Annotated in this window: 19 protein-coding genes; 9 read left to right on the top strand and 10 right to left on the bottom strand. The window is 74.9% G+C overall.

Annotated features, from left to right (window positions below; translation table 11 throughout):
- The coding region (locus ACI6QG_RS14565; protein WP_407025306.1) for a YdcF family protein at nt 1–586 on the top strand (586 nt) is incomplete at its 5' end.
- Nucleotides 586–1,575 (top strand): glycosyltransferase family 2 protein, encoded by a 990-nt coding sequence (locus ACI6QG_RS14560; RefSeq protein WP_407025305.1) that lies wholly within the window; start codon nt 586–588, stop codon nt 1,573–1,575. The genes ACI6QG_RS14565 and ACI6QG_RS14560, both read left to right, overlap by 1 nt.
- 7 nt (nt 1,576–1,582) lie before the next feature.
- Here the strand turns inward: ACI6QG_RS14560 and ACI6QG_RS14555 are convergent, their stop codons facing one another.
- Nucleotides 1,583–2,320 (bottom strand): hypothetical protein, encoded by a 738-nt coding sequence (locus tag ACI6QG_RS14555; protein ID WP_407025304.1) that lies wholly within the window; start codon nt 2,318–2,320, stop codon nt 1,583–1,585.
- A gap of 55 nt (nt 2,321–2,375) precedes the next feature.
- Between ACI6QG_RS14555 and ACI6QG_RS14550 the strand changes: the two genes are divergently transcribed.
- The 6 genes from ACI6QG_RS14550 to ACI6QG_RS14525 all read left to right on the top strand — a co-directional run bounded on the left by ACI6QG_RS14550 (nt 2,376) and on the right by ACI6QG_RS14525 (nt 8,692).
- A complete protein-coding gene (locus ACI6QG_RS14550; RefSeq protein WP_407025303.1) occupies nt 2,376–3,575 on the top strand; it encodes a TIGR03087 family PEP-CTERM/XrtA system glycosyltransferase in 1,200 nt (399 codons plus the stop codon).
- Between the two features lie 149 nt (nt 3,576–3,724).
- A complete protein-coding gene (locus tag ACI6QG_RS14545) occupies nt 3,725–4,420 on the top strand; it encodes a PEP-CTERM sorting domain-containing protein (RefSeq protein WP_407025302.1) in 696 nt (231 codons plus the stop codon).
- A 35-nt stretch (nt 4,421–4,455) separates the two neighbouring features.
- Nucleotides 4,456–5,169, top strand: coding sequence for a choice-of-anchor W domain-containing protein (locus tag ACI6QG_RS14540; RefSeq protein ID WP_407025301.1), 714 nt, complete (start codon nt 4,456–4,458; stop codon nt 5,167–5,169).
- 78 nt (nt 5,170–5,247) lie between these two features.
- Nucleotides 5,248–6,750 carry an exosortase A gene (gene xrtA / locus ACI6QG_RS14535; protein WP_407025300.1) on the top strand — a complete coding sequence of 501 codons (1,503 nt, stop codon included), beginning with the start codon at nt 5,248–5,250 and terminating at the stop codon, nt 6,748–6,750.
- Between the two features lie 7 nt (nt 6,751–6,757).
- Nucleotides 6,758–7,732 (top strand): glycosyltransferase family A protein, encoded by a 975-nt coding sequence (locus ACI6QG_RS14530; protein WP_407025299.1) that lies wholly within the window; start codon nt 6,758–6,760, stop codon nt 7,730–7,732.
- Between the two features lie 63 nt (nt 7,733–7,795).
- Entirely contained in the window at nt 7,796–8,692 is an 897-nt protein-coding gene (locus tag ACI6QG_RS14525) for an FkbM family methyltransferase (protein ID WP_407025298.1), read from the top strand.
- Nucleotides 8,693–8,761: 69 nt separating this feature from the next.
- On the opposite strand, the gene ACI6QG_RS14520 is transcribed toward ACI6QG_RS14525, so the two are convergent.
- The 5 genes from ACI6QG_RS14520 to ACI6QG_RS14500 all read right to left on the bottom strand — a co-directional run bounded on the left by ACI6QG_RS14520 (nt 8,762) and on the right by ACI6QG_RS14500 (nt 14,644).
- A complete protein-coding gene (locus tag ACI6QG_RS14520) occupies nt 8,762–9,478 on the bottom strand; it encodes a hypothetical protein (RefSeq protein ID WP_407025297.1) in 717 nt (238 codons plus the stop codon).
- Nucleotides 9,479–9,709: 231 nt separating this feature from the next.
- Nucleotides 9,710–10,954, bottom strand: a complete 1,245-nt coding sequence (locus tag ACI6QG_RS14515) for a tetratricopeptide repeat protein (RefSeq protein ID WP_407025296.1) — start codon at nt 10,952–10,954, stop codon at nt 9,710–9,712.
- 202 nt (nt 10,955–11,156) lie between these two features.
- The gene (locus tag ACI6QG_RS14510; protein ID WP_407025295.1) at nt 11,157–12,311 is read right to left on the bottom strand and encodes a glycosyltransferase family 4 protein; all 1,155 of its coding nucleotides are present in this window, start codon (nt 12,309–12,311) and stop codon (nt 11,157–11,159) included.
- Nucleotides 12,301–13,434: a glycosyltransferase family 4 protein gene (locus ACI6QG_RS14505; RefSeq protein WP_407025294.1), complete on the bottom strand. Its 1,134-nt coding sequence runs from the start codon at nt 13,432–13,434 to the stop codon at nt 12,301–12,303. The genes ACI6QG_RS14510 and ACI6QG_RS14505 overlap by 11 nt, the downstream gene beginning before the upstream one ends.
- Before the next feature lie 43 nt (nt 13,435–13,477).
- The gene (locus tag ACI6QG_RS14500; RefSeq protein ID WP_407025293.1) at nt 13,478–14,644 is read right to left on the bottom strand and encodes a glycosyltransferase family 4 protein; all 1,167 of its coding nucleotides are present in this window, start codon (nt 14,642–14,644) and stop codon (nt 13,478–13,480) included.
- 203 nt (nt 14,645–14,847) lie between these two features.
- On the opposite strand from ACI6QG_RS14500, the gene ACI6QG_RS14495 reads away from it, so the two are divergent.
- A complete protein-coding gene (locus ACI6QG_RS14495; RefSeq protein ID WP_407025292.1) occupies nt 14,848–15,432 on the top strand; it encodes a hypothetical protein in 585 nt (194 codons plus the stop codon).
- A gap of 66 nt (nt 15,433–15,498) precedes the next feature.
- Here the strand turns inward: ACI6QG_RS14495 and ACI6QG_RS14490 are convergent, their stop codons facing one another.
- The 4 genes from ACI6QG_RS14490 to ACI6QG_RS14475 all read right to left on the bottom strand — a co-directional run bounded on the left by ACI6QG_RS14490 (nt 15,499) and on the right by ACI6QG_RS14475 (nt 24,021).
- Nucleotides 15,499–20,769, bottom strand: coding sequence for a beta strand repeat-containing protein (locus ACI6QG_RS14490; protein WP_407025291.1), 5,271 nt, complete (start codon nt 20,767–20,769; stop codon nt 15,499–15,501).
- 366 nt (nt 20,770–21,135) lie between these two features.
- Nucleotides 21,136–22,182 (bottom strand): FemAB family XrtA/PEP-CTERM system-associated protein, encoded by a 1,047-nt coding sequence (locus ACI6QG_RS14485; RefSeq protein WP_407025290.1) that lies wholly within the window; start codon nt 22,180–22,182, stop codon nt 21,136–21,138.
- A gap of 4 nt (nt 22,183–22,186) precedes the next feature.
- Entirely contained in the window at nt 22,187–23,035 is an 849-nt protein-coding gene (locus tag ACI6QG_RS14480) for an XrtA system polysaccharide deacetylase (RefSeq protein WP_407025289.1), read from the bottom strand.
- Nucleotides 23,032–24,021: an AAA family ATPase gene (locus ACI6QG_RS14475; protein ID WP_407025288.1), complete on the bottom strand. Its 990-nt coding sequence runs from the start codon at nt 24,019–24,021 to the stop codon at nt 23,032–23,034. Before ACI6QG_RS14475 ends, ACI6QG_RS14480 begins: the two co-directional genes overlap by 4 nt.
- Nucleotides 24,022–24,095: the final 74 nt, after the last annotated feature.

Raw genomic sequence — 24,095 nt, 5'->3', positions numbered from 1 at the left:
GGCCGCGGGCCGGCTGCGCGCGGGGCTGGAGGCGGCGATCCTGCCCGCCCCGCCGGGCGCCGCGCGGCCCGGGGCTATCGTCATCCTCGGTGCCGAGGCGCGGGAAGGGCCGGCGGGCCACGAGCCCGGCCCGCTGACGCTGGAGCGCCTGCGCGCCGGCGCCGCCCTGGCGCGCGCCACCGGCCTGCCCGTGCTGGTGACCGGCGGGGTGGTGTCGCGCAACGGCCCGCCGGTGGCGCAGCTGATGGCCGAGAGCCTGCAGGCCGATTTCGGCGTCGCGGCGCGCTGGGTGGAGGGCGAGGCGGCCGACACCCGCGGCAACGCCCTGCGCTCGGCCGCGCTGCTGCGCGCCGACGGCGTGGAGGCGGCGCGGCTGGTGACCCATGGCTGGCACATGCGCCGGGCGCAGGAGGCTTTCGCCCGCGCCGGCCTGCCGGTGCAGCCGGCGCCGGCGCGGCTGGGCCTGCCGGCCGCCTTCGCCTGGCCCGACCTGGTGCCGCGGCCCGACAACTGGGGCACCTCCTGGTTCATGCTGCGCGAATGGGCCGGGCTGTGGGCCTATCGCTGGCGCGACGGGGGGGCGTGATGGCCGCCATCAGCGTCGTCTGCCCGGTGCACGACACCCCGCCGCCGCTGCTGGAGGCCGCGGCCCGCGCTGTGCTGGCCGAGCCGGTGGCCGAGCTGCTGCTGGCCGACGACGCCTCGCGCCGGGAGGAGACGCGCGCGGCGCTGGCCGCGCTGGCGGCGGCGGACCCGCGGGTGCGGGTGCTGCGCACGGAGGCCAACCTGGGCCCGGCGGGGGCGCGCAACCTGGCCTGGCGCGCGGCCCGCGGCGAATGGGTGGGCTTCACCGACGCCGACGACCAGTGGCTGCCCGGCCGCGCCGCCCTGCTGGCCGACGCCCTGGCGCGCGAGCCGGCGGCGCGCTGGCTGTCCGGTCCCTACCGCATCACCTTTCCCGATGGCCGGGCGGAGGACCTGCCCCCGCTGTCGGGCGAGGCGGCGCTGGGCGCGGCCCCGCTGGGCGGGGGCTGGCACCGGCTGGCCGGGCCGGCGCTGACCCGGCGGCTGCCGCGCTCCTTCTGCGTGCACCTGGGCCCCACCCTGGTGCGGCGCGACGCGCTGGAGGAGCTGGGCGGCTTCCGCGAGGGGGTGTGGATCGGCGAGGACACGCTGCTGTTCCTGCTGCTCTCGGCCCGCCACCCGCTGCTCTACCGCGCCGGGCCGCCGCTCTACGCGCAGCGGATGGAGGGCGCCTCCATCACCAACTCGGCGGTGATGCTGCGCCGGGGCGATGCGGGGATGCTGCGCCGGGCGATGCGCGAGCCGCTGCTGCGCCCGTTCCGGCGCGAGCTGCGCTGGGCGCTCTACAGCGCCGAGAAGCAACTAGCTGCTAGCAACCTGCTGGCTAGCAACTATCCGGCCGCCTTCGCCGCCGCCCTGCGCGGCTGGGCGCTGGACCCGCGCGAGCTGCCGGCGCTGCTGCGCTTCGCCCGCGCCGCCCTGGCGGGCGGGGAGGCGCGCCGGGCCCTGCTGGGCCCCTACAGCGCCGCGCGGGTGATCGTGCCGCGCTGAGGCCGCCTCAGCTGCGCGGCAGCCGCAGCGCCGCCACGTGCTGCGCCACCTCGGGCGAGATGTTCAGCCCCTGGGCGCGCATCTCCTCCGCCACCTGCAGCACCAGCGGGTGGTCCTCCGGCAGCGGCGGCGGCGCGTCGGGCGGCGGCGGCGCCGCCTGGATGGCCGCGGCGGCCGAGGGCGGCGCGGGCGCCCCCTCGGCGGCGCGGGCGGCCATCGCCTCCTCCAGCCGGGCCAGGCGGGACAGGGCGCGGGTGGTGGCGGCCTCGCGGTCGGCCAGCAGCGCCTCCAGCCGGGCCATGCGCGGCGTCACGTCGCCCGGCGGGGCGGGTGGCGGCTCCCGCCCGGCCAGCGCGGCCTCCAGCGCGGCGGCGCGCGCGCCCAGCGCCGCCCGCTCGCGCCCGGCCAGTCCCAGCGCCGCCTCCAGCCGCGCCATCCGCGCCAGCACCATGTCCACCAGCAGGGAGACGACCAGGCCGGTGCCGCCCAGCACCAGCAGGGTCCAGGTCAGCGGCGAGGCGACGGGGCAGGCGCCGAAGCCGCCCAGCGCGCCCAGGGCGCGGCGCAGCTCCAGCCCCGCGGCCAGGCGCGCCACCTCCGACAGGGCGGCGCGGTTGTCCGCCGCGCAGGCCACGGCCGGCGAGCCGGGCGGCGGCACCTGCGCCAGGTATTCCAGCCCGCCCCAGACCAGGGCGGCGCCGGAAAGCGCGGCCAGCGCGCGGGTCCAGAACAGGGGGTGGGGCATGGGCGAGGCTCCGCCGGGGTTGGGCCGCCGCGCCGGGCGTGCTTCACCTGCCAGCATGCCACGCCTGCTCTTCCTCGCCCACCGCATCCCCTTTCCGCCCGAGAAGGGGGAGAAGATCCGCGCCTGGCACATGCTCGACCACCTGGCGCGCCGCTTCGAGGTGGATCTGGGCTGCCTGGTGGACGACCCGGCCGACCTGCGCCACCTGCCCTTCCTGCGCGGCCGCCTGGCGCATGTGGAGGCGCCGGAGCTGGGCGGGCGGCGGCTGGCGGCGGCGCGCGCCCTGCTGCGCGCCCGGCCCGGCCTGCCGCTGTCCCTGGGCTGGTTCCACCATGCCGGGCTGGCGCGCTGGGTGAGGGAGGGGCTGGCGGCGCGCCGCTGGGACGCCGCCTTCGCCTATTCCTCCGCCATGGCGCCCTACCTGATGGGGCCCGGCGCGGCGGCGCTGCGCCGGCGCGTGCTGGACCTGGTGGACGTGGATTCCGCCAAGTGGGACGCCTACGCCGCCGACGCCCGCTTCCCCATGCGCCAGGTGTGGTCGCGCGAGGCGCGCACCCTGCTGGCCTTCGAGCGCCGGGCGGTGATGGAGTTCGACGCCAGCCTGTTCGTCTCGGCGGAGGAGGCGGGGCACTTCGCCGCCCTGGCCCCCGAATGCGCCGGCCGGGTGGGGGCGGTGGAGAACGGGGTGGACCTGGCGCGCTTCGACCCCGCGGCGGCGCATCCCAGCCCCTTCGGCGCGGCGCCCGCCCTGGTGTTCACCGGCACCATGGACTACCGCCCGAACGTGGAGGCCGCCTGCTGGTTCGCCGCGGAGGTGATGCCGCTGCTGGCCGGCCTGCCCCGCCCGCCGGAATTCTGGGTGGTCGGCGCCAACCCGGCGCCGGCGGTGCGCGCCCTCGCCTCCGAGCGGGTGCGCGTCACCGGCTCCGTGCCCGACATCCGGCCCTTCATCGCCCATGCGGCGGTGGCGGTGGCGCCGCTGTTCATCGCGCGCGGCATCCAGAACAAGGTGCTGGAGGCGATGGCCATGGCCCGCCCGGTGCTGGCCACCCCCCAGGCCTTCGAGGGGGTGCGCGCCACGCCTGGGCGGGACCTGCTGGTGGAGGGGACGGCCGCGGGCATGGCCGCGCGCATCGCCGAGATCCTCGACGGGAAGCACCCCGGCATGACTAGCGCGGCGCGCGAGGCGGTGCGCCAGGGCCACAACTGGGATGCCACGCTGGCGAAGCTGGACCCGCTGCTTGCCGTCTCATGAGTTGGTTTTTTTGACACAATAATCAAAAACGGCTTTCGAGGCCCGATAAGTAATTGAAAGGACAAGCTTCCTGAAGTTGGCATTCTTGTTGCTTTCTCCAGGGTCAGGCGGGGACGTCCCCCGGCCGTGATCCGTGCAGGTAAGCCACCATGTCCGTCTTCCGCTCCCTTCCCGGTCTCTCCCTCGGCGTGGCGCTCGGCCTCGCCGCCGCCCTGCCGGCCGCGGCCGCGGTCACGGACGCGACCGCCTTCGTGTCGGGCCAGGGCACGCAGGTGGTGGGCGGCGTCACCTGGACGCCCACGGGCGGGGTGTTCCAGCAGAAGTTCGGCTTCCTGCCGCTGGGCGTCGGCGTCTCCGGCGGCCGCACCGGGGACGAGATCGACATCGGCGAGGCCATCACCGGCACCCCGCTGGGCGGGCCGGTGCGCGTCACCTCCCTCACCCTGGGCGTGCTGTTCGACGGGCCCGAGTTCGACGACGTGAACGAGGTCGCCCAGGTCACGGTCAACGGCACCCTCAGCTTCCTGCTGACCGCCATCGGCGCCACCACCGCCACCTGGACCGGCCTGGGGACGGTCACCAACATCTCGCCCGCCACCGCCAACGGGGGCGGGGCCGGCTGGCGCATCGACAACCCCTTCGGCCAGCTCGCCATCACCTCCATCAGCCTCACCGCGCTGCCGGGCGCCTGCGCGGGGGATGCGTTGCTGGGCGGCTGCTCCAACCCCTCCGACTTCACCCTGGTGCAGATGGTGACCGCCCCGGCCGCCGTGCCCGCGCCCGGCGCGCTGGCGCTGTTCGGGGCCGCGCTGCTCGGCCTCGGCCTCGCCCGCCGCCGCGCCTGAACCCGTTCCCCAACCGTTCCCGCAGGAGGCTCCACATGAAGGTTCTCCCCGCCCTGCTGCTCGCCGCCGCCATCGGCGCCGGCGGCGCCCAGGCCGCCCCCGTCATCACCTTCACCGGCAGCACGGACACCGCCTTCCTGGCCTTCCTGGCCGGGCGCGGCGTGGCCCTGCCGGCGGCCGAGGCGGCGGTGGCGCAGGCGCGCGGCGGCAACAACGCCGGCAATGGCGACTACGAGGCCGGGCTGCACATCCCGCCCAACCTCACCAACGCCGCGCCGGTGGGCACCGCCGGGCAGTTCTCCTGGGGCGTGGCCGGCGGCGGCAACGCCTTCCGGCCCTTCAGCCTGGCGCGCACCGGCAGCACGCTGGCCTTCACCCTGGGCAACTACGCCGGCAGCTGGACCAACCCGCTGGTGGACGGCATCGACATGCTGGGCCTGCGGCTGCGCTCCGAAGGCGCGGGCAGCGCCACGCGCATGCGCGCCCTGGCGCTGAACGGCACGGCGCTGGGCGGGCTGCTGGCCAGCGGCGGCGGGCTGGACTTCGCGGTGGTGGAAGGCTTCGGCCCGGGCGACTTCGTGCTGACCGGCGAGGCGGCGCTGGACTGGACCGGCGGCTTCCCCGGCGGTTCGCGCCTGGGCTTCCAGATCAAGGCGATCGACGCCCCCACCCTGGTGCCCGGCCCGGCGGCGCTGGCGCTGTTCGGCCTGGGGATGCTCTGCCTGGGCCTGGTGCGCAGCCGGGGCTGAGCCAAGCCCTGCCATGGTTTTCCCCGGCCATCCGCCTTATGCTGGCCCGGGGTGCCTGGGCCAGGGAGAACTGCCGGGATGAATGCGGTGAGCAAGGCCGGCCCGGCGGGGCCGGAGGCGCTGACCAGTCCTGCCGTGCCGGCGGGCTGGCGCTGGCCGCTGGCGGCGCTGGGCCTGGGCACGCTCGCCTGGCTGGCGCTGTTCTTCGAGGAGGCGGCGCACGCCGTCTCCATCTGGGAAAGCTCCGCCGCCTACAACCATGGCTGGCTGATCCTGCCCATCGCCGTGTGGCTGGCCTGGACGCGGCGCCGGCGCCTGCCCGCCCTGCGCCCCGTGCCCACCCCCGCCTTCGCGCTGCTGGGCCTGCCCGCCGCCGTGCTGTGGCTGCTGGCCGAGCGCATGGGGGTGATGGAGGGGCGGCAATTCGCCGCGCTGGGCCTGTTCTACGCGCTGGTGCTGGCCACGCTGGGCTGGCGGGTGTCGCTCGCCATGGCGGCGCCGCTGGCCTACCTGGTGTTCCTGGTGCCCTTCGGCGCCTTCACCGTCCCGGCGCTGCAGGTGATCACCGCGCGCATGGTGGACGTCATGCTCGACTGGACCGCCATCCCCCACTACGTGGACGACCTGCTGATCGAGATCCCCGAGGGGACCTTCTACATCGCCGAGGCCTGCGCGGGGCTGCGCTTCATCATCGCCGCCCTGGCCTTCGGCGCGCTCTACGCCTTCGTGATGTTCCGCAGCCCCTGGCGGCGCGCCACGGTGATGGCGCTGGCCCTGGCGGTGCCGGTGCTGGCCAATGGCGTGCGCGCCTTCGGGCTGGTGGTGCTGGGCCACTGGTGGGGCAGCGCCGCGGCGGTGGACGCCGACCACCTGATCTACGGCTGGGGCTTCTTCTCCGTGGTCATCCTGCTGCTGATCCTGGCGGGGCTGCCGTTCCGGCAGGATGGCGGGCCCTTCCCGGCGCTCAGCGGCCCCGGCGCACCCGGCCGGCCGCTGATGGCGCTGCCCGCCGCCCTGCTGGCGCTGCTGGCGGCCGCCGCCGGCCCGGCGGTGGCCGCGCGGCTGGATGCCGGCGCCGCCGCCACCCCCCCGCGCGAGGTGGCGCTGCCCCTGCCGGTGCCCACCTTCTGCGAGGCCGGGCCGCAAGGCGCCCTGCTGTGCCAGGGCGCGGCGGTGCAGGCACGGCTGGTGCTCTTCGCGCCCCGGGTGAACTGGGACGCCGTCTCGGCCGCGCGCCGGGCGCTGACGCTCGCCGTGTCCGACCAGGACCGCACCTTCGACGTGCCGCTGCCCGGCGGCGGGCGGATGCGCGCGCGCCAGGCCCAGGGCCAGGCCGGCACCGTGGCCGCGGCCGCCTGGCTGGACGGGCGCCTGGCGGGCGACGGCGTGCGCGCCCGCGCCGCCCAGGCGCTGCACGCCCTGCGCGGCGGCCACCCCGGCGGCCCGGTGCTGGCGGTGGTGGAGCTGCGCCCCGAGGGCCCGCCCGACAGCCTGCGCGAGCTCGCGCTGCTCACCCGCGTCCTGGAAGCCACGGGGGAGGAGCTGTCCCGCCGCGCCGCCGCGCTGTCGCTGGCCCGCTGAGGCGCGGGTGATCGAGGTCGTCATCCCGGCGCACGACGCCGCGCCCTTCCTGCGCGAGACGCTGGACAGCGTGGCGGCGCAGGAACGCCCGCCCGCCCTGGTGAGCGTGGTCAACGACCGCTCGCGCGACGCGACGCGCGAGGTGGCGCTGGCCGCGGCGGCCGAGCTGGCGCCGCGCATCGCGATCCGCGTGCTGGAGAACGCGGGCCCGCCCGGCCCCTCGGCGGCGCGCAACACCGCCATCCGCGCGGGGGGCGAGCCCTGGGTGGCGCTGCTGGACGCCGACGACGTGCTGCTGCCGCGCCACCACCTGGCGCTGGCCGCCCTGGCGGGGGAGGGCGTGTCGCTGGCCTTCGGCGATTGCTGCCTGTTCCACACCGACACCGGCGCCACCGTGCTGGACAGCCACCACGCCAAGAGCCGCCTGCTGGAGCTGCCGCACGAGCCCGCGCCGGGCGGGCGGGCGCTGCGCGGCTCCGCCTTCCAGGCGCTGCTGCGCGGCCCGCGCGTGCCCACCTCGGCCTGCCTGCTGCGGCGCGAGGCGGTGCTGGCGGCCGGGCTGTTCGACGAAACCATGATGTACGCCGAGGATGCCGACCTGTTCCTGCGCCTGTCCTGGCTGGGCGCCATGCGCTTCACCACCGAGCGGCTGACCCGCAAGCGGGTGCACGCCGCCAACCTCTCGCGCGAGGAGAACCGCATCCAGTTCTCCCGCGGCGGCGCCATCGTGGCGGCGAAGCTGCGCGCCATCGCCGCCCGCGCCGACCCCGCGCCCTTCCGCCCGGCGCCGGGCGACGCCGCGGCGATCGCCGAGGTGCTGCCGCGGGCGGTGAACACCTACCTCTACGACGCCTCGCGCCGCGGCTTCGCGGCCTACCGCGCCGCGGCCGCCCTGGCGCGCGGGGCGGGGCTGGGGGGCATGGCGCTGCAGCCGCGCCACCTGGCCCGGCTGGCCTGGCGACGGGTGGCGCCGGAGGGTTAGTTCGTTTTCTGTTCCATGTGGCCCGGGCTTTACCATCGCTGACCAACCGCCAAGGATGCGCGCATGACCGACGCCCCGACCGCCCCGCTCGCCTCCGGCATCCCCACCGAGCGCTGGCGCCCCTCGCCGGTGCGGGCGATGGTGGAGCGGCTGGCCACGCCGGCGATCTACCTGATCAACCGGCCTTCCATGCAGCCGCTGGCCCGGCTGATCCACGAGTTCGCCCTGCGCTGCAACGGCATCGGCAACAACGTGGAGGGCCCCTCCGGCCTGGCGCGCAGCGAGGAGCGCTTCCTGCGCCAGGCCCTGGCGCAATTCGCCGAGGGGGTGGTGCTGGACGTGGGCGCCAATGTCGGCGGCTATGCCCGCTTCGTGCGGGAGCTGGCGCCGCGCGCGCGCCTGATCGCCTTCGAGCCGCACCCGCGCACCTTCGCCGCCCTGCGCGCCGTGGCGGAGCGCGACGGCTTCGAGGCGATCCACGCCGCGATGAGCGACGCGCCCGGCACCACCACCCTGTACGACTTCCCCGACAATGACGGCTCCACCCAGGCCAGCCTGGATCCCAACGTCATCTTCCTGCATGGCGGGCAGCAGCCGGTGGCCCACCCGGTGGAATGCCTGACGCTGGACGGCTTCGCCGAGGCGCGCGGGATCGAGCGCATCCACCTGCTGAAGATCGACACCGAGGGCTTCGACCTCAACGTCATGCGCGGCGCCCGCCGCCTGCTGGCGGAGCGGCGGATCGGCCTGATCCAGTTCGAGTTCATCGGCTCCAACATCGCCCGCAAGGTGTCGGTGCGCGACTTCCTGGAGGTGCTGGCCGAACCGGGCTACGAGGTGGCGCGGCTGTGCATGAACGGCCAGCCGGCGCCGCTCGGCCCCTACTCACCCAAGTTCCACGAGGTCTTCCTGCGCCACAACCTGGTGGCCTACCCGAAGGGCGGGCTGGAAGGGCGGTAGGGCAGGCGCCCCGGCCGCTTCCGGCCGGGGCGCGAGACCCCGCCCCCCGGAGGGGGCGGGGGGCCAGGATCAGGCCCGGCGGCGCGCGGCGCCGAGGCCGGCCAGGGCCACGCCGAACAGGGCGAGGCTCATCGGCACCGGCACGCCGGTCGGCGGCACGACCACGGGGCCGGTGCCGACGTTGATCAGCCCGCCGGCCAGGCCCTGGGTGAAGTCGTAGAAGTTGTCGGTCGGGTCGGTGTCCTGCAGCTTGAAGCTCACCGTGCCGCTGCTGATCTCGCCGAACAGCGCCGCCAGGGCCGTCGCGTCCGTCGAGTAGAAGAAGCCGGTGGACAGGATGTTGTTGCCGAAGCCGGTGCCGGAGCTGAACAGCGTCAGGCCATCGCCCGAGGTTTCCTGCGTGCTCACGGAGGACCAGTTGCCGAAGCTCTGGCCGCCGATCAGCAGCGTGTTGTCGCCGTCGTCGAAGTTGCCCGGGGCGGTGTCGCCGTCGTACAGGGTGAAGCGGATGGCCGCCTCGCTCAGCCCGCCGCCCAGCGCCGTCACGACCGCGGGGGTGAAGCCGCTCAGCTCGCCGATGGTCAGCGGGTTGCCGCGGAAGCCGACCGGGGTGCCGTCGTTGGAAAAGCCGACGAACAGCGAGGCGGCGGAAAGCTGGGCCACGACGCGCGTGCCGTTGGTGCCGGTGAGGTCGAGCACGATGCCGCCGACCTCCGTCACGCCGGCCGGCAGGGCGCCGTTGGCCGGGGAGTTGCGCGTGAAGGGGGTGGCCTGGGCGGCAGACACGCCGACGACCATCGCAGCAGCGGCAACCGTGCACAGCAATGCATTTTTCATGAGAAAGCCCTCCTTACCAGTTCGGCCCCTCGCCGTGACCTGGACAGGCTGACTTCAGCAAAAAACATGCCATCCTTGCCGCATTCGGTATGTGACTGATGCGAAACGTCTTTGCGTTGCAAAGACGAAAAAATATTTTTCCCGTTTGTCCCAACTGTAAAATTGACCGACGGGCCTCGCTCAACCCAGGCGTGCCACCAAGGCCCGCGCCTGCACGTTCTGGGGTTCCAAGGCAAGGGCCCGCTCGGCGGCCCGGCGGGCCTCGGCGCGCTGTCCCCGCTCCATCTGGATCGTTGCCAGTTGCAGCCAGAGGTGCGCCCGCCCTTCCGCCATCCGCACCGCCTGTTCCGTCTCGCGCGCGGCCCCTGCGAGGTCGCCGCGCGCGCGCAGCACCCAGCCCAGGGTCGAGCGCGGCTCCATGGCCTCGGGCGCGAGGCGGATGGCCCGTCGCGCCCAGCCTTCCGCCCGCTCGAGGTCGCGCCGGCCATCGGCCAGCAGCCAAGCCAGGTTGTTCAGCGCGATCACGTTGTCCGGGTGGCGGTCCAGCACCTCGGCATAGGCACGCTCGGCCTCGGCGGGCTGGCGCTTGGCCTGCAGGGCCATGGCGCGGCCCAGCCGGGGCGGCGCCAACATCGGGTCCGCCTCGATGGCGCGGCCAAAGGCGAGGAGGGCGTGCTCCGTGTCGCCCGCTTCCAGCAGCAGCTCGCCCTGGGCGTGGTGGGCGATGGCGAGGCGAGGCGCCAGCGCCCCGGCACGCCCGTAGGCTTCCGCCGCCGCGCCGAGGTCGCCGCGCCGCCGTTCGACCTGGGCCAGCGCCAGGAAGGGGCGCGGGTCCTGCCCCGCGATGGCCGTCGCCGCCGTGGCCTGGGCGCGGGCTTCATCCAGCCGGTCGCGCCCCAGCAGGGTCGTCACCAGGGCGATGCGCGCCTCCAAGCTTGCCGGATGGCGCGCCATGGCCGCGCGCAGCACAGCCTCGCCCTCCTCGGCGTTGCCGCGCGCGGCCAGCAGGACGCCCAGCTCCACCTTTGGCGTCACGGCGTCGGGAAAGCGGGCGACCAGGGCCTGGAAGGCCGCGGTCGCCTCGTCGATCTGCCCGGAACGGAGCAGGAAGACGGCCATGGCATGGGCCGGGGCCAACTCGCCGGGCGCCGCCGCAACGGCGCGGCGCAAGTGCGCCTCCGCCTCCGCCCGCCGCCCGCGCGACCACGCAACGTCCGCGAGGCCGATCTCGGCCAGCTCGTGCAGGGGGCGGCGGGCGATCACCTCGCGCAGCAGGCGTTCCGCATCCTCCATCCGGCCCATCCGCAGGGCCCCGACAGCGGCGCGGTAGGCCGGGTCCAGGCGCTCCTCGACCTCCGGGCGCAACTGCGGGCTCAGCAGCTCCGCGGCGGGCACCGGCCCCGGCGACAGGATCGCGAGCAGCACAGTGAAGAGCATGCGGGTCAATGACGGCATTGTGCCCTCCCAGGCGGTCAGACCGGCACTATCCCGCACTGAGGCGGCGGGAAGCAACGCATGGGTAAGTCCGGGTGCGCCTCCGCCACGGCGGGAAGGGTCGGGCGGTGGACCGCCCCTTCAGGACGGCCGGAGCGTGATGGCGGAATGCGGAATCACGTCCCCTGCCGGATCAGGGGATCGGCAGGTAGGGCCGCAGCCGCCCGCCGCGGGCGCGCCCGGCGGCGGCCAGCCCCTCCCACGCCGCCGTGAAGGCGCCCGCCATGGCCGGCGCCAGGAAGCGCGCCTCCACGTCCCGCCGCGCCGCCGCGCCCAGGCGCCCGCGCCGGGCCGGGTCCTCCAGCAGGCTCCGCAGCGCCGCGCGCAGGGCGTCGGCGTCGTCGGGGGGCACCAGCAGCCCGGTCTCGCCGTCGCGCAACACCTCCGGCACGCCGCCCACCGCGGCGGCCACGGAGGGGCGGGCGAACCACCCCGCCTCCGCCAGCGCCAGCCCGAAGGATTCGGAGCGCGAGGCCAGGGCGCACAGGTCGGCGGCGCGGTACAGCTCCGCCGGGTGCTGCAGGTTGCCGGCGAAGTGGACGCGGCCGCCCAGCCCCAGCTCCGCCGCCAGCGCCCGCAGCGCCCCTTCCTCGCCGCCCGAGCCGGCGATGGCCAGGTGAACCCCCTCCAGCCCGGCCACGGCGCGCAGCAGCAGGTCGTGGCCCTTGCGGCGGATCAGCGAGCCGACGCTGCCCACCAGCGGGGCGCCGGGCGGGATGCCGAGCCGCGCGCGCAGGTCGCCGCCGCCTTCCAGCCGGGCCGGGTCGATGCCGTTGGGGATGGTGCGCAGCCGCTCCGCCGGCATGCCGTCGGCGGCCAGCGCCTGGGTGACGTGCGCCGCCACCCCCACCGCCAGGTCGGCCTGGTGCAGCAGCAGGGCGTAGCGCGAGCGCCGGAGGTAGCGGATGTGCAGGTGCGCCAGCAGCGGCACCCCGGCGCGCGCGGCGGCCGGCGCCATCCATTGCACCGGGGCGCCGCTGTTGGCGTGCACGGCGCGGATGCCGTGCGCCCGCAGCAGCTCCAGCCCCTGCCGCGCCTGCGCCGCCCATTGCCCCGGCGCTAGCGGCGCCGCGCCGGAGCCCGCCAGGAAGAAGCGCATCGGGCTGCGCGTCACCGCCAGGCCCATCGCCGCCACCGCCTCCGCCATGGCGGCGCCGTTGCACCACACCACGGGGGCGATGCGCCCGCGGTCCAGGTGGCGCAGCAGGTCCAGCAGCACCTGCTCGGAGCCGCGGATCCATTCCTCGCCATAGTGGACGAACAGCACAGGCAGGGGTTCAGCGGGCATACTCGGCCTCCAGCCGCGCCACCACGTCCTCCCACAGGAAGCGGCGGGCCCAGGCGCGCCCGGCCTCGCCCAGGCGGCGGCGCTCCTCCGGCTCCGCGCCCAGCCGCGCCAGGGCGGCGGCCAGGGCCGGCACGTCGTCGGGCGGCACCAGCACGCCCGTGCCCTCGGGCACCACCTCCGGCACGCCGCCGACCGCGGCGCCGACCACCGGCGTGCCGTGGCGCATCGCCTCGATGAAGGGGATGCCGAAGCCCTCGTAGCGCGAGGGCATGGCGAAGAGGTCGGCCTCGGCGTAGGCGCGCTCCAGCGCCTCCTCCGGCACCAGGCCGCGCACGGCGATGGCGGGGCCGAACTCGGCCTCCAGGCTGGCCTTGGTGGCGTCCGACACGCGGCCCACCACCTCCAGCCGCCAGCCCGGCCGCCGCGCCTGGGCGAAGGCGGCGCGCAGCAGGTCGAAGCCCTTGCGCGGCTCGTCCACCCGGCCGACGAACAGCAGGCGGAACTCCCCCGGCGCGCGGGCGGGGCGCGGGATGTCCGGGGCGGGCGCCACGCCGTTGGGCAGCACCCCCAGCCGTTCCGGCGGCACGAAGGGGTATTCCTGCAGGAAGGGCGCGGCATCCACGGCGGTGAGGTGCAGGATGCGCCGCGCCACCGTCATCGGCAGCCGGTTCAGCCCGTGGATCAGCCGGTAGTAGGTCCAGGGCTTGCCCGGCACCACGTCCGGGTGCCAGTGCGGCGAGTAGAAGAAGCGCCGCCGCCGCGTCAGGGCGTACCAGGCCGCCCCCATCGCCCAGGCCGGCGCGGCCACCTGGTGGGCGTGCAGCACCTCCGGGCCGATGCGCGCCAGGGCGCGCACCAGCCCCACCGGCCACAGCCCGCCATTGTTGAGGTAGGCGAAGCGCCAGTGCGGCGTGGGCACGCGCACGGGGAGGCGGTGGATGGCGAAGCCCTCCATCTCCTCGCGCGCCGGCACGTCGAAGGCGCCGGAGGGATAGCGGAGGCGGGAGGTGACCACGTGCACCTCGTGCCCCCGGCGGGCGAGGTGGCGGGCATGGTTGAGCATGACCTTCTCCACCCCATCCAGCTGCGGGAAGAAGAAGGGACCGACGATGGCGATGCGCACGCCGCGGTTGTCGCAGGGCGGCGGGGGGGCCGTCCAGCCGCCCTCAGCACAGCGCCAGGAAGGCGGCGGCGCGCGCCTGCCAGCCCTGGCGGCGGGCGGATTCCAGCCCGGCCGCCCCCAGCCGCGCGGCCAGGGCCGGGTCATCCAGCAGGCGGCACAGCGCGGCGGCGATGGCGGGCGCGTCGTCGCCCTCCACCAGCAGCCCGGTCGCGCCGTCCGCGATGGCCTCCGGCGTGCCGCCGGCGCGGCCGCCCAGCACGGGGCGGCCGCAGGCCTGGGCCTCCAGGATCACCAGGGGCAGGCCATCCTCCTCGCCGGGGTCGGCGCGGTTGGGCAGGGCGACGACCTCGGCCAGGGCGTAGAGCGCCGGCATGCCCGCCGCCGCCACCGCCCCGGCGAAGCGCACCGGCAGGCCGGCGGCCATCGCCTCCAGCGCCGGGCGCTGCGGGCCGTCGCCCGCCACCAGCAGGGCGGCGTCCGGGTGGCGCGCCAGCACGGCGGGCAGGGCGGCGAGCAGGCGGTCCACCCCCTTGCGCGGCACCAGCCGCGCCGGGGCCAGCAGCACGCGCCGCCCTTCCAGCCCCAGCGCGGCGCGCAGGGCGGGGTCGGGCGGCAAGGGGCGGAAGCGCGCCAGGTCCACCCCGTTGGGGATGGTGGCGACGCGGGCGGGGTCCACCCCGAAGCGCCCGGCCAGCCGCCGCGCCGCATGGGCGGAGGCGGCGACGACGCGGTGCGCCGCCCCCAGGGCGCGGCGTCGCGCCGGCGTGGGCGCGCCGGCCAGGTCGTCGCCGTGGCACAGCACCAGCACCCGGCGGCGCAGCACCCGGCGCGCGAAGCCGGGCAGCCAGGGCAGGGCGTCGTCGTCGCAGACGCAGACGGCGCGCGGCTGGTGGCGCAGCACCAGCCAGGCCAGCGCCGCCGCCAGGCGCAGCGCCAGCGCCAGGCGATGCAGGCGGCGCCGCAGCCTTCCTGCCGGGGCGGCGGCGCCCAGCGGCGGGCGGATCATCGCCAGCCGGTGCACCGGGAAGGGCTGCGCCGCGTCCTCCGCCTGCCAGCCGGGGTGCTCCTGCCCGGTGCGGTGGTCGCGCCGGGCGGTGAGCACGGCGACCGCCCCGCCGGCGTGGCGGGCCAGCGCCGCATGGACCTCCGCCGAGCCGCCCAGCAGGGGCGGGAAGGTCTGGGCGACGAGGAGGCAGCGGGGGCGCGGCATGGGCTCATCCCCCCGATGCCGACCCGCCGGGCTGCGGGCAAGGGCGGCCGGGCGGGGAGTCGGGAAATTTTACACCGGACGGGCCTGGGAAGGCAGCTTTCCGGTGCAAGTCCTTGTTTTCCGTCACTGGCATGGGTCTTGCATCTGTTCAGACAGAGAATGCATGTGATCGCCAGGAGATCATGATGAAGAAATTCCGGACCTTGGTCCTGCTGCTTCTGCTGGGCGTGGCCGCGGCCCCTGGCGCCGCGCTGGCCGCGATGATCCAGGGCGACATCTCGCTCGAGGGTCCGGTGCGGGTGAACACGGCGGCGCAGACCATCACCATCGGGCTGGGCACCGTGGCCAGCCCGCTGGGCCGCGCGGATGTGGGCACGCTGAACGGGTTCATCGACACCCTGTTCAACCCCTGCAACGACTGCGTGGTCCACACCACCCCGATCAGCTACAACCCGGCCGCGCCGACTTCCGGCCTGTGGTGGAGCCTGACCCAGGGCGGCAACACCCTGCAGTTCATCGTGGACCCGAACCCCACCGTGACCCTGCTGCCCGGCCCGCGCGGCGGCGGCATCACCATCGTGGGCACCGGCATCTTCCGCATGGCCGGCTACGAGGACACCCTGGCCGACTTCGCCTTCACCACGCAGATGATCGGCCTGGCCAGCACCACCTTCTCGGCCTCCTACGTCGCGGTGCCGACGCCGGCCTCCCTGGGCCTGCTGGGCCTGGGGCTGCTGGGGCTGGGCGCCGCGCTGCGCCGCCGGGGTTCCGCCACCATCCCGGCCTGACCACCACACCCCCCCTTGGCCGGGTGGGCGGCGCCCCGGGCCGGCAACGGCCCGGGGCGCCGCGATTCAGGACCAGATGAAGCTGGCCGATGACAGGTTGGACAGCGCGACGCCCTGCAGCGTCACCGCCAGGTCCGTCACCGCGTCGCCGTTGAAGTCCACCTCCAGCCGGTCCGTGCTGTCGGTGAAGCGGGCCTGCGGGGCCGTGCCCTTCACGAAGGACCCGGCGCCGCGATAGGCGAAGCCCGCCCCGCTCCCCATCCCCTCGAAGGCGATGCGGTCGCCCAGCGTCGAGTTGAAGTCGGTGATGACGTCGGGCGTGCCGGCGGCGGAATCGGCCGCCGCGCGGAAGATGAACCAGTCGCCGCCCGTGCCGCCGGTCATGGTGTCGCGCCCGGCGCCGCCCACCAGGCGGTCGCCGCCGGTGCCGCCCACCAGCACGTCGTTGCCCAGGCCGCCCTCGAGGCGCGCGCCCATGCTGCCGGTGGCGGTGATGCGGTCGTCCAGCGCCCCGCCGACCACCAGCTCCGTGTTGGCGACGGACAGCACGTTGGCGAAGTTGCCCAGCCGCAGCACGTCCGCCCCGCCGCCCAGGTCCACCGTGGTGCCGGTCAGCGCCGCCGTGCCCAGGGTGACGGTGTCGGCGCCGCCATGGCCCAGGACCGTCTCCACGTTGAGCACGGTCAGGCTGTTGGTCCCGTTGGCGAGCTGCAGGCGGTCGGCCCCGCCGCCCAGGTCCACCAGCCCCCCGGCCATGGTGGTGCCCAGGGTGATGGTGTCGGCCGCCGACCAGCCCAGGATGGTTTCCACGTTCAGCGCCGTGAGCGTGTTGGGGCCGCTGGACATGCGCAGCACGTCGTTGCCGCCGCGCAGGTCCACTGTGCCGCCGCCCATCGCCGAGGCCAGGGTGACGTCGTCCGCCCCGGCGCCGCCGGTCACCGTCTCCACGTTGCGCACCACCACGGTGTTGGCGGTGTCGGCCATCACCAGGCGGTCGTTGCCGCCGCCCAGGTCCACCGCGACCCCGTTCATGGCGGTGGTGACGGTGACCATCTCGTCGAAGGCGCCGCCGAAGATCGCCTCGGCATTGGCGACCAGCACCGACAGGTAGCCGCCATGGGCCAGGCGCAGCACGTCGGCCCCCGCGCCCAGGTCGAACACCGCGCCGGAGCCGGAGGCGGCCACCGTCACGTCGTCGGCGCCCGAGCCGCCGGTCAGCGCCTCGACGTTGCGCACGGTCAGGGTGTTGGCGCCGTTCGCCAGCCGCAGCACGTCGTTGCCGCCGCCCAGGTCCACCGAGCCGCCGGCGATGGCGGTGGCCAGGGTGATGGCGTCCGCCGACAGGCCGGTGGCGATGATGGCCTCCACGTTGGCGGCCAGCACGGTGTTGGCGGTGGGCCCGTTGAGGCGCAGCGTGTCGGCGCCGCCGCCCAGGTCCACCGTGGTGCCGGGCAGCGCGGCGGTGGCGAGGGTGACGTCGTCGTTGCCCGTGCCGCCCAGCACGGCCTCGACGTTGCGCAGCAGCGCCAGGTTGCCGCCATGGGCCAGCTGCAGCTGGTCCGTCCCGCCGCCCAGGTCCACCTGGGAGCCGGTGGCCAGGCTGGTGCGCAGCGTCACCGCCTCGGCCGCGGCGCCGCCGGTGATGGTCTCGGCGCCGGACACCGTGACGGCGACGGCGGCGGCGGTGGCCAGCGTCAGCCGGTCCGCCCCCGCCCCGAGGTCCAGCGTGGCGCCGGCGGCGGCGCTGGTGACGGTCACGTCGTCCGCGCCGCCGCTGCCCGCCAGGACCTCCACGTCGGACAGGGTGATGCGGGTGCCGCCGGACAGCGTCACCCGGTCGGTCCCGCCGCCGCCCAGGACGGTGACGGTGGTGGTGCCCAGGATGGTGACGGCGTCGTCGCCCGTGTTGCCGAGGATGGTGTCCACGTTGGCCAGGGACAGGCTGTTGGTCCCCGCCGCCAGCCGCACCACGTCCAGCCCGCCCGACAGGTCGGCGGTGAAGCCCGCGACGGCCTGGCCCAGGGTGATGTCGTCCACGCCGCCGCTGCCGGTCAGCGTCTCGACGCCCAGGATGGTGAGGTAGTTGGGCGTGTTGGCCAGGCGCAGCACGTCGGTGCCCGCGCCCAGGTCCACCGTGTCGCCCGCCACGGCGGCGGTGCCCAGCGTCACGTCGTCGGCGCCGCTGCCGCCGAGCAGCGTCTCGACGTTGCGCGCCGTCAGGCGGTTGCCGCCGGCGGCCAGGCGCAGCACGTCGGCGCCCGCGCCCAGGTCCATCGTGGTGCCGCCGGTGATCGCCGTGCCCAGCGTCACCTCGTCGGCGCCGGTGCCGCCGGTCACCGTCTCGATGTTGCGCAGGGTGACGCGGTTGGTGCCATCGGCCAGGCGGATGGTGTCCGCGCCCAAGCCCAGGTCCACCAGCGTGCCGTCGGCCAGGGTCAGCAGGGTGAGCTGCTCGTTCGCCGCGGCGCCCAGGATGGTCTCGGCATTGGCCACCAGCACGGGGACGGTGCCGGTGGCCATGGCCAGGCGCAGCACGTCGGCGCCCGCGCCCAGGTCGAAGCGGGCATTGGCGCCGTAGGAGGTGACGGTCACGTCGTCGGCGGCGCTGCCGCCGATCAGGTTCTCCACGTTGGCGATGGTGAGGGCGTTGGCGGCGTCGGCCAGGCGCAGCGTGTCGGTGTTGCCCGCCAGGTCCACCAGGCCGCCCGCCATGGCGGTGCCCAGCGTCACGTCGTCGGCGCCCATGTTGCCGATCACGGTTTCCGTGTTGCGCACGGTGACGCTGTTGGCCGAGGAGGAGGCGAAGCGCAGCACGTCGGTGCCCGCGCCCAGGTCGGCGAAGGCGTTGACCAGGCCGCCCAGGCTGGGCGCCATGGAGATCTCGTCGTTGCCGGTGCCGCCGATGGCCGTCTCCACGTTGCGCAGCAGCGCCACGTTGCCGCCATCGGCCAGGCGCGCCACGTCGTCGCCGCCGCCGAGGTCGAGCTGGGCGCCGCCGGTCAGGCGGTCCATCAGGGTGACGTCGTCGCCCGCCGCCCCGCCGAGGATGCGCTCCACGTTCACCACGGTGAAGCGCCCGCCGTTCAGGGTCAGGGTGTCGGTGCCGGTGCCCAGGTCCACGAGGGTGCCGCCGGCGGCGGCGGTGACGGTCATGTTGTCCGTGCCGGACTTGCCGATCAGGACCTCGACGTTGGCCACCGTGCCGGCGTTGTTGCCCGCGCCCAGCAGCATGGTGTCGAAGCCGCCGCCCAGGTCGATCTCCAGCGTGGTGCCGCCGCTGCGCGGCTCGATGGTGTCGTCGCCGGCGGTGCCGCCGATCAGCCCGGCGTAGATGCCGTTCACCGTGACGGCGAATTGCGGGTTCTGGGCGTAGATCGCCTTGCCCATGCCGTTGGCGGAATCCAGCGCCAGCATCTTGTAGGCGTCCAGCGCGTCCGTGTTGCCGGTCAGCAGGTAGATGCCCGCCAGGGAGGCGGCGCCCAGCCGGGCGTAGTCGCCCACGCTCATGCTCCAGCCATCGCCGTTGCTCTGGCCGCGCGCCGCCGTCTCGGCGGCGATCTGCGCCCAGGTGGTGTAGGGCACGCTGCTGGTGGTGGGGCTGATGGCGAGGTTGTAGGCGACGCCGTCATGGGCCGGGAAGCCCTTGGCCTCCTGCATGAAGCGGCCGACGAGGAAGTTCGACTGCCACTGGAGGAAGGTCAGCGCGTCGGCGTTGCCGCGGCTGGCGGCGGAGATGGTGGTGGAGGCGAAGTAGTCCTGCTGCCAGGGCGCCATGGAGCCCGCGGTGCCGTAGGCGCCGGGCACCCAGCCATGGGCCTCGCCCTGCATGGCGGTCCAGGCGGGAATCTGGCTGACCAGCCACTTCCAGTTGCCGTCGGAGACGGAGCGGAAATAGGCCTGCTCCTCGCTGCCCTCGGGCGCGGCCCAGGCGGCGTTCTCCACCTGGCGCAGCGACCAGGCGGAGGTGCGCACCTGGTTGTCCTTGGCCACCAGCGCGTCGCCGTTCTGGCGGTTGACGCCCCAGGTGGTCATGATGGTGTAGGAGGCCTGCGCCATCAGCGTGTCGAGGTACTGGCGCTCGCCCGTCATCACGTAGGGGACGAAGGACAGCTCGGGCTGGTGGCCGCGGTCGGCGCCCCAGCCGGTGCTCCAGGAGATCTGCTGCGTCAGCCCGCCGGAATTGGCGTTGCCCGGCGTGCCGGTGCCGCCGCGCGCGTCCGTCCAGAGCTTGGGGTAGTTGTCCGTGTTCAGCCAGGTGCCGTTGGCGGTGTCGTACATGTTCCAGGGCACGGCGGCGGCCGCGTCGGCCTGGCCCATGGCGTATTCGGCGGCGCGGGCGTCCTGGGTGATCAGCCAGCCGGCATTGGCGGCGGTGACGATGCCGATGTCCTCGCGCCCGCCCGTCATGCCCATGGACATGGTGACGCCGTTGTTGGACAGCGGCGCGCCCCAGGTGGCGGCGTCGGTAGCGGCGTTCCAGCGGTCGAGCAGGCCCTCGTTCAGGCCCAGGGTGAGGTCGAAGCGCGCCACGGCGCCGGAGGCCTGCAGGTAGGCGACGTCGTGCTGGATGTTCAGCCAGCCCGCCGTCTCCTCGCCCAGGCCCTGGCCGCCATTGGCGTCGGAGGAGGCGTAGGTGCCGCGCCAGTTCTGGTACTGCGCCTGGGTGACGGACTCGCGGTCCACCTCCACCCCGTCCATGCGCACCACGGCCTGGTAGGAGACGGTGCCGCCGCTGGCGGTCATCGCCTCGTCGTTGTTGAACTGGATGGTGGCGCTGTACTCGCCGTCCTTGAAGACGGTGACGTCCACGACGAGGCGCTGCGAGCCCGGCAGGTCCACCGTGACGCGCGCCTCGCTGGCCAGCTCGCCCTGCTGCCAGAAGCTGGCGGTGCCCGCCGCCAGCGCGCCCTTGAGCGCGGCGAGGACGTCCACGGTGATGGCGCCGCCGCCCGCGGGCGTCACCTCCACCACCAGGCTGCGGCCGGCCAGGGCGCTGGCCAGGTCGATGGCGGGCGCGGCCGGGGCGGCGGGCGCGGCGCGCAGCGCGACCTCCAGGCTCTCGCCCGCGGCCAGGGCGGGGCGCTCGATGGACAGGACGGCGAACTTGACCGAGCCGTCGGCGTTGAAGGTCTTGGCATCCACCTGCACGGGGACGTCCACGCCGCCGATGCGCGCGACCAGCGCGGCGCCGGCCGGCAGGTCCCCCGCCACGAAGGTCTGGCCGAAGGTGGCGACGCCGGCGGCCAGGACGCCCGCCCCCGCGTTTTCCAGGATCACGCCCGTGATGTCGGAGGCGTTCACGGCAGTCATCTGGGGCAGCAGAACCGTACCGGACATGCATCTCTCCTCGGCGGAAGGCAGGTCCTGGTGCTCCATCTCAATTATGGGAGCGTCGCCGAAAACAGGACCTCTTGCTCTCCAAGTGAAAAAATAAGAACGTTGAACACTCGTATGACGTGCGATGATCGGAGCGTTATGCACGTCTAGGCTGTATGGCGCATCCGGAGTCCTACCAACTAAGGGTTAAATCTTCCGACCTTCCATCCTGGGAGAGTTCTGAGAAGAATCACCTGTGGTCAATGAGTTACGCCACGTTTCATTGCTATCAGTGGTTGTGGCGCTTGAATTTTCTTTGGCAGTGCGGTGGGCGTGCCCCATCGCTGCCAGCCCGCGGGCCCAGCCGGGGGGGATGAAAACCGGCTGTCAGCCCAGGCCGCGCACCAGGGGCGGGCCGAGCAGCTTGGCCAGGGGCAGCGGCAGGCGCTTCCAGGCGGCGATGAACAGCCGGTACTTCGGGTTGTTGGGGTTGTTGTCCGGTACGGCGGCCCCCGCGGCCAGCCGGTAGCAGTAGTGCAGCTCCTCCGGCGCGAAGCCCCAGTTCTTCTTGTAGTCGAAGGCGCCGGTGCCGGCCTTGCTGCGGCCGAAGTCGAACAGGGTGGCGCCGCGCTCGCGCCCCGCGCGGCGCATCACCTCCCAGTACATGAACTCGTTGGCGCGGTTCTCCCGCGCCGCCGCCAGCCCGCCGCCGTAGTAGGGCAGCACCTCCTCGCGGAAGTGGAAGTTCAGCACGCTGGCCACCGGCGCCTCGCCGGCCAGCACGGTGGTGACGTCGTGCTCGCCGGGGAAGGCCTCGGCCAGCAGGCGGAAGTAGCGGTGGGCGAAGGTGGGGCTGCCCAGGTTGCGCACGCTCTCGGCGTAGACGCGGTGCAGGGTGCGGGTGTCGGAGTTGGAAAGGGAGCGCAGGCCGAACTTCTCGATCGCCTTGCGCACCTCCGCGCGCTGCTTGCGCGGGATGTTGGCGGCCATGTCCTTCGCGTCGTCGCCGGTCAGCTGGATGGGCTTGCGGAAGGTGAAGTACAGCGGCGGGCGGCCGGTCCAGCCCGCATCCGCCGCGCCGCGGCGGCGGAACTCCAGCACGGGCGCGCCCAGCCGGTCGCGCAGGGCCAGGGCATGCGCCTCCAGCGCCGCCGCCGCCTCCGGCGTCGCCGCCAGGCTGCCGCCGTAGACGCAGAAGGGGGTGGAGGACAGCACGTCGCCGAACAGGCGCGTGCGCATGCGCGCCAGCGGCAGCACCCCCACCACGGCGCCGTCCTGCTCGGCCATCACGTAGGGGGTGGCGTGGCCGAAGGCGCCGCGGATCACCGCCGCCCAGGGCGAGAGGTGGAAGAAGGTGCCGTCCGGCCGCGCGCGCACGAAGGCGTCCCAGGCCGGCGCGCTCGCCGCGTCCAGCTCCCTCAGCGTCACCGCCATGCGTTCAGTTCCCCAGCTCGGCCGCGAAGACCTCGTCCATCCGCCCCCAGCGGAAGTCGCGCAGCAGCATCTCCAGCCGCGCCATCATGCTGCCCAGCCCGGTGTAGTGGCGGAAGCGCGACAGCCGCCCGGCCGCCGCCACCCGGGGCTGCGCCGGGTCCACCTCCCAGGGGTGGAAGTAGAAGATGCCCCGCGCATCCTCCGCGCCGTTCACCCGGCGCAGCCCGGTGCGGAACAGCGGATAGGGCACCAGGCGGAACCAGCCGCCGCCGGCGCAGGGCAGGTTGCGCCCCAGGGCGCGCACGGTGGTCATCGGCAGCTCGGGCACGCCGTCGGGGCGGGGGCGATGGGGGCCGCGCGGCGCGTCGGGGGCGCCGTACAGGTCGTGGCGCACCGGGAAGACGGAGGAGGAGTAGCCATGCCCCTCCTCGGCCAGCACGGCATGCGCCCAGGGGGTGCGCGGGCCGATGGAGAAGGTGGGCGCGCGGTAGCCGCGCACCTCCACGCCGCCGGCGTCCTCCAGCAGCGCCTTGGCGCGGCGGATGTCCTCGCGGAACGCGGCCTCGCCGATGGCGTGCACCTGCTCGTGCCCGTGGCCGTGGCTGGCCAGCTCGTGCCCCGCCGCCACGATGCGGCGGATCAGCAGGGGGTGGCGCTCGGCCACCCAGCCCAGGGTGAAGAAGGTGCCGCGCACGCCGTGCCGCGCGAAGGCCTCCAGCACGCGCTCCGTGTTGGCCTCCACCCGGCGCTCCAGGCCCTCCCAGTCCTCGCGCCGCAGCGTGCCGGCGAAGGCCTGGACCTGGAACCAGTCCTCCACGTCCACCGTCATCGCGTTGCGGGGCGGGGCGATCACCGGTGGCGCCCGACCACGGCGATCATCTCGTTCAGCACGCCGAAGACGCGCTCGCGCTGGCGGTTGGCGCGCTCCAGCGAGGCGACGCGCTCGATCAGGTCGTCCAGCTCGGCGCGCAGCCCGGCCGGGGCGGGGCCGGAGGCCGGCTCCTCCAGCGGCTGCAGCCCGGCGCCCAGGTCCTCCTCCAGCTCGGCGGCGGTGGATTCCACCAGGGCCACGCTCAGCACCTCGGCGTTCTCGATCGCCCCGGTCAGCAGCACGCGCGAGCACAGGCGGTTGATGCGCCGCGGGATGCCGCCGGTGAGCTGGTGCACGCGGTCCAGCGCCCCCTCCTCCCAGGCCGGGATGCCTTCCCAGCCCACGGCGCGCAGGCGGAACTCGATGTAGGCGCGCGTCTCCTCCTGCGTCAGCCCGGACAGGTGGTAGGAGGCGAGCACGCGCTGGCGCAGCTGGTCGAGGTCGGGGCTGGCGATGAGGCGGCGCAGCTGCGGCTGGCCGATCAGCAGGGTCTGCAGCAGGGCGCGCCCGTTGTCCGTGAAGTTGGACAGCATGCGCAGCTCCTCCAGCGCCGCCGGGGCCAGGGCCTGCGCCTCGTCCACGATCAGCAGGTGGCGCGGCGCGCCGGGCTCGTTGCCCGCCTCGCGCAGCGCCGCGGCGATGGCGGCCAGCACGTCCGCCTTGGTGCCGTCCGACGGGGCGCCGAAGCCGCGCGCCACCAGGCGCAGCAGGTCGTCGCCGGCCACCTGGGTGGTCTCCACCCGCGCCACCACGAAGGCCCCGGGCGCGAGCTCCGAGCACAGGCGCTCGATCAGGGTGGTCTTGCCCGCCCCCACCTCGCCGGTGACGACGATGAAGCCCTCCCGCTGCGCGATGCCGTAGACCAGGTGCGCGTAGGCGCGCGCGTGGCCGTGGCTGGCGTAGAACAGCCGGGCGTCCGGCGTCATGAGGAAGGGGGGTTCGCGGAAGCCGTAGTGTTCGACGAGCATGCGATGCGGGTTCCTGCTGGCGGCTCTGGCGGATTAGAGCACGCCCCGGTTGTGAAGTCCCTGCCGCCCCCCGG

The sequence above is a fragment of the Sabulicella flocculans genome, assembly GCF_045449635.1.
Classification (GTDB): Bacteria; Pseudomonadota; Alphaproteobacteria; order Acetobacterales; family Acetobacteraceae; genus Roseococcus.
This window is presented reverse-complemented; position numbering and strand designations above follow the sequence as displayed.